The sequence below is a fragment of the Rhizobium sp. P1_E1 genome (assembly GCF_056406015.1).
In genome coordinates this window covers 1-4,076 of record NZ_JBFUAY010000313.1, presented here as the reverse complement: position 1 = coordinate 4,076, position 4,076 = coordinate 1, and the positions used below count along the sequence as shown (strand labels likewise).

The following is a 4,076-nucleotide window of genomic DNA, read 5'->3' as shown; positions in this document are numbered from 1 at the left end:
GAGCAGGACTGCGTTGTACTGCACTCCCTCGGGCTTCACAGGCACGCCTCCAAGATCTGGGGCGAAGCAGATATCGTGGTCATCTCCATGCGCGGTATCTTCGCCCTGGAAGTTAAGGGCGGAAGGGTCTCATGCGACAAGGGCGTCTGGATATTCGGCGATCCGGGTTCGCCTTCGTACACAAAGCGTGAAGACCCGTGGAGTCAGGCCAAGACTGCAATGTTCGCGATCCAGAAGCAACTGGTCGAAGGTGACCTTGCTTTCAGAGATATTCTCTTCGGATTCGGTGTCGTCATGCCGACGGAGACATTCACGGCCACGGGTGCTGAAATCGAGCAGAAGGTTCTGCTGGATCATCGAGAGTTCCGCCACGACGTGCGTCAGTTCATTGGCCGACTTCAGCGCCACTGGACAGAGGAGTATCTCCGAAAGCATGGGCGAGCGCCGCGCCTTCCGACCAAGGCCGAGGTCCAGCTCGCAAGAAGACTGCTGCGGCCGGACGTGGAGTCTTGCTTCAATCTTGGAAGCTATCTCACCGGCGTGGAAAACACGATCATTCATCTCACGAATGATCAGATACGTGCCTCTAGGCGAATGGCCGCAAATCCGCGGACCATTGTCCGCGGAAGAGCGGGCACCGGCAAGACCGTCATTGCGGTTGACCGGGCCCGGCAGCTTGCGGCTCAGGGATGCCGCGTGCTCTACCTCTGCTTCAATCAACTTCTCGCCCGGCACTTGACACTGGCGCTCGGCGCAGATCCCGCGGCTAAGGCGATCGAAGTTCGCCATGTGCACGCCCTGTACAAGGAGGTAATTGATCGTGCGGGACTCGCAGATAGATTGAACGCCAAGGTCAGCGACGAGGAACTCTTCGCTGAAGTCTTTCCACGCACGTTTGTCGAAGCGGCGATTCAATGCGATCTCAAGCCCTGGGACGCACTAGTGATCGACGAGGCGCAGGACCTTCTTACTCCGGACAATATAGATGCCTTCGATCTGATGCTTGGCGCGCCAGGTGTCAATCGCGGTCGTTGGCACATATTCTTCGACCGCTATCAGAACATCTATGACACCGAAATCCAGGACCAAGTCGAGAAGCGTCTGCGCGAAGCCCAACCGGCATACGACGACTTGTTCGAGAACTGTCGCAATACCCGTCAGGTAGCGATTCAAGCGTCAATTCTTTCGGGAATCGACTTAGCCATCGAAGGTGCGCCGAGCGGACCAGAATGTCACAATATTTACGCCAAGAGCCGCAAGGCCATGATTTCCGAACTCGAGTCCGCAGTGGCGATGCTGACGAAGAGGGGAGTCAAACCCGGCGACATCGCGGTCCTGTCAACAAGACGGCGTGCGCATTCCCTGGTAGCCGAGATCGCTTCGCTCTCGAATGTGCCCCTGGTTGATGTCGGCGACGCCGGAGCTGGGGACATGCTTTTTTCGACTATGCATTCGTTCAAGGGACTGGAAAGATCGGTAGTGCTCGCTATCGACATGGAAGGCATGGGGAAGCCTGAATGCTCCATGTTGCACTACGCGGGTCTTTCTCGCGCCAGAGGGTTGCTCCATGTCTTCCTTTCATCTGATCAAAAGGCGGCCTATGACAAGCAGGCCAGCGCTTTTGCGCAACGAATGGCGGCAGCTTCCGGGAGTGAGCATGTCGGTTGACGACTTCTCCAGCGAACCAAAGTGTGGGTGCGCGTATCACTCCTCAATCCCCCCCTGCTTTAAACCAAGCAGGGTAGTGCCACGTGGGTCGGATGTGGACGGAATTCAACAATATTGAAAAGCTGCGATATGAAAAAGGCATTTTGTACGAATGGACTAAGAAAAATATGGTTCCGTGAGCGTTAAACGGTGAGAACTTCAGCGAGTTGTTAACAGGGAGAACAAAGTGAGAGAGCTTTTCGAGAAATGGGAAAAGGATGGGCCTCCTGATCTGAGGGAGTTCGTGAAGCAATTTGGCCAATTGAATGCCGACCTCGAGGAGTTGCAGAACTTGCTTGATGTTGCCAACAAAAAAAAGTGGCCCGCAGAGATCATTGCTGTCATTAAGGCTGCCGTGGGCCAGCTTGATTTCAAAAAACGCATCAAGGCTAAAGATCAGAGCGAAGAAATTGCCAAGGTTGCCAAAATTAGGGCCGACTCGCTGGATGCCAAACGAGTGAAATACAAACCTTAAATTGAAAACCGTTTGTCTTGAGTTGGGGCGATAACGCCCACGCAGGACCGGTGGCAAGGCGGCGTGCAGCGCAAACACCGATCAAGCATCCATCCGGGCGAACTGGTTTCCAGTTTTTTGGCAAGCGTTGTAATGTCACTCTGAATAACCGCCATACTTAGGGCTCCAAACGAAAGCCGCATCACTGAGGGACACCCATGCAGAATGAGTCATCACTACCGGAACAGGTTGAACTTGACGCAACTTTGGCGTCGACGGCAATCGAAGAAGAAGATCTCGGCCAAGCGAACACTGAGGCTGTTCCTTGGGATCCGAGCAAAATTCGGATAACCACGAAGTACTTTTCTCTGCGCGAAGCAGTGGCGCAGATCCAAGTCGGTGATATTGATCTTTCCCCCGACTTCCAGCGCGACTATGTGTGGAAACAACGCCAGCGCACGAAACTCATTGAGTCGATCTTGCTTGGCATCCCCTTGCCCGCATTTTATTTCAATCAAGATGATGATGGTAGGTTCCAAGTGGTGGACGGCGTCCAGCGACTATCCACGGTTTCGCTATTCATGGATAACGGGCACGTTCTTGATAAGGGCGATCTGGAATACCTAAAACACCTTCACGGCGCCACTTTTTCCATGCTGGAGCCGGCTGACTTGCGCCGAGTTCAAACCGCACAGATTGTGGTTCACGTTATCGAGCCGCAGACCCCAGATGAAGTGAAGTACGACATTTTCGGACGCGTAAATACGCTGGGTGAACCTCTCTCGACCCAGGAAATCCGACATGCGATGAGTAAGTCAAGGTCCCGCCTCTTTTTGAAAGACCTGTCAGAGTTGCAGGTCTTCGATACGGCTACCGGGTGGAGCTACTGGGGCCTAGATGTGAACGGCATGCGAGTCAGAAATACCGCTCGGATGGCGAATCGAGAACTGGTACTGCGCTTCTGCGCACTTAGACATTACACGGACGAGGAGTACCGAAAGCACAACGGCTTGAACTCATTCTTGGTTGACTACACTAGGCGTCTCGATAGCCTACCGGCAAAAGGCCCGCCAATTACTGACGACGAGCTTCACACCTTGCGCCTGGATTTCGAACAAGCTATGAACAACGCGCACGTTATTCTTGAAAACCAGGCGTTTCGTCGTCTCTCATCAAAGGCAAAGCGGCGCAGTCCAATCAGTCGGGCTGTTTTCGAGTGCCAGGCGGTCGCTTTTGCGGACTACCGGCTTAGAGAGTTGTTCCCCAAAGCAGAGGCCATTCGCGCGGCGTTCTGGTCCGCGTTTGAGGACCCCGAATACGTGAGATCGGTGACAGTCGGGACTGGTGACCCCAGAGCCGTGCAAGGAAGGATTGAACGCACACGGGCAGTTTTGGCTGGGGCACTTAAGTGATCTCGGAAGTAACTATTCACGGCTTCAAGCGGTTCCATCATCAGCAATTTGATGTGTGTCCGCTAACCATACTGACTGGTCTGAACGGATCCGGTAAAACATCATTTATTCACGCCCTCTTACTGGTCAAAAGAGCCTCGGCATACCCGCTAAAAACGGAAGTGGGCCTGAAGGATTTGTTTGGAGTGGACCTCGGAACTGCTGCAAGCGTTCGCAATTGGACGTCTACTGAAATCATTGAAATCAGCATGCGCGCTGATTCCAATATCACCTGCACATGGAAATTTGGCGTGCCTGCTGATGAGGCTCTGTATTTGTCGGTGCAGAATGCCCCCAACGAGCTGCCTACAGCCTATGTTGAGGAGCCAAGGGCATTTACATACCTATGTGCCGAGCGACTCGGCCCCCGGTTGGTACTCGCTGATTCCCCGCACTCCTCCGAATCTTTGGAGGTCGGTGTGCGTGGAGAGTTTTGTGCGCAGATACTGGGATCACTGGGAAGT

The 4,076-nt window shown here is 53.9% G+C and carries 4 protein-coding genes; all 4 read left to right on the top strand.

Annotated elements, in window-relative coordinates; all coding sequences use genetic code 11:
* On the top strand, window positions 1-1,668 hold a 1,668-nt coding region (locus tag AC1D1Z_RS34690), incomplete at its 5' end, for a nuclease-related domain-containing DEAD/DEAH box helicase (protein WP_477853322.1).
* A 226-nt stretch (window positions 1,669-1,894) separates the two neighbouring features.
* A complete protein-coding gene (locus AC1D1Z_RS34685; protein WP_477700436.1) occupies window positions 1,895-2,182 on the top strand; it encodes a hypothetical protein in 288 nt (95 codons plus the stop codon).
* Window positions 2,183-2,379: 197 nt separating this feature from the next.
* Window positions 2,380-3,573, top strand: a complete 1,194-nt coding sequence (locus AC1D1Z_RS34680; RefSeq protein ID WP_477700437.1) for a GmrSD restriction endonuclease domain-containing protein — start codon at window positions 2,380-2,382, stop codon at window positions 3,571-3,573.
* Window positions 3,570-4,076 (top strand): AAA family ATPase (locus AC1D1Z_RS34675; RefSeq protein WP_477853320.1); only part of this gene is annotated, 507 nt, incomplete at its 3' end. The genes AC1D1Z_RS34680 and AC1D1Z_RS34675, both read left to right, overlap by 4 nt.

Excerpts from the sequence above, each read along its gene's own strand:
- AC1D1Z_RS34680 (WP_477700437.1), top strand. The coding sequence starts at position 2,380 with ATGCAGAATGAGTCATCACTACCGGAACAGGTTGAACTTGACGCAACT.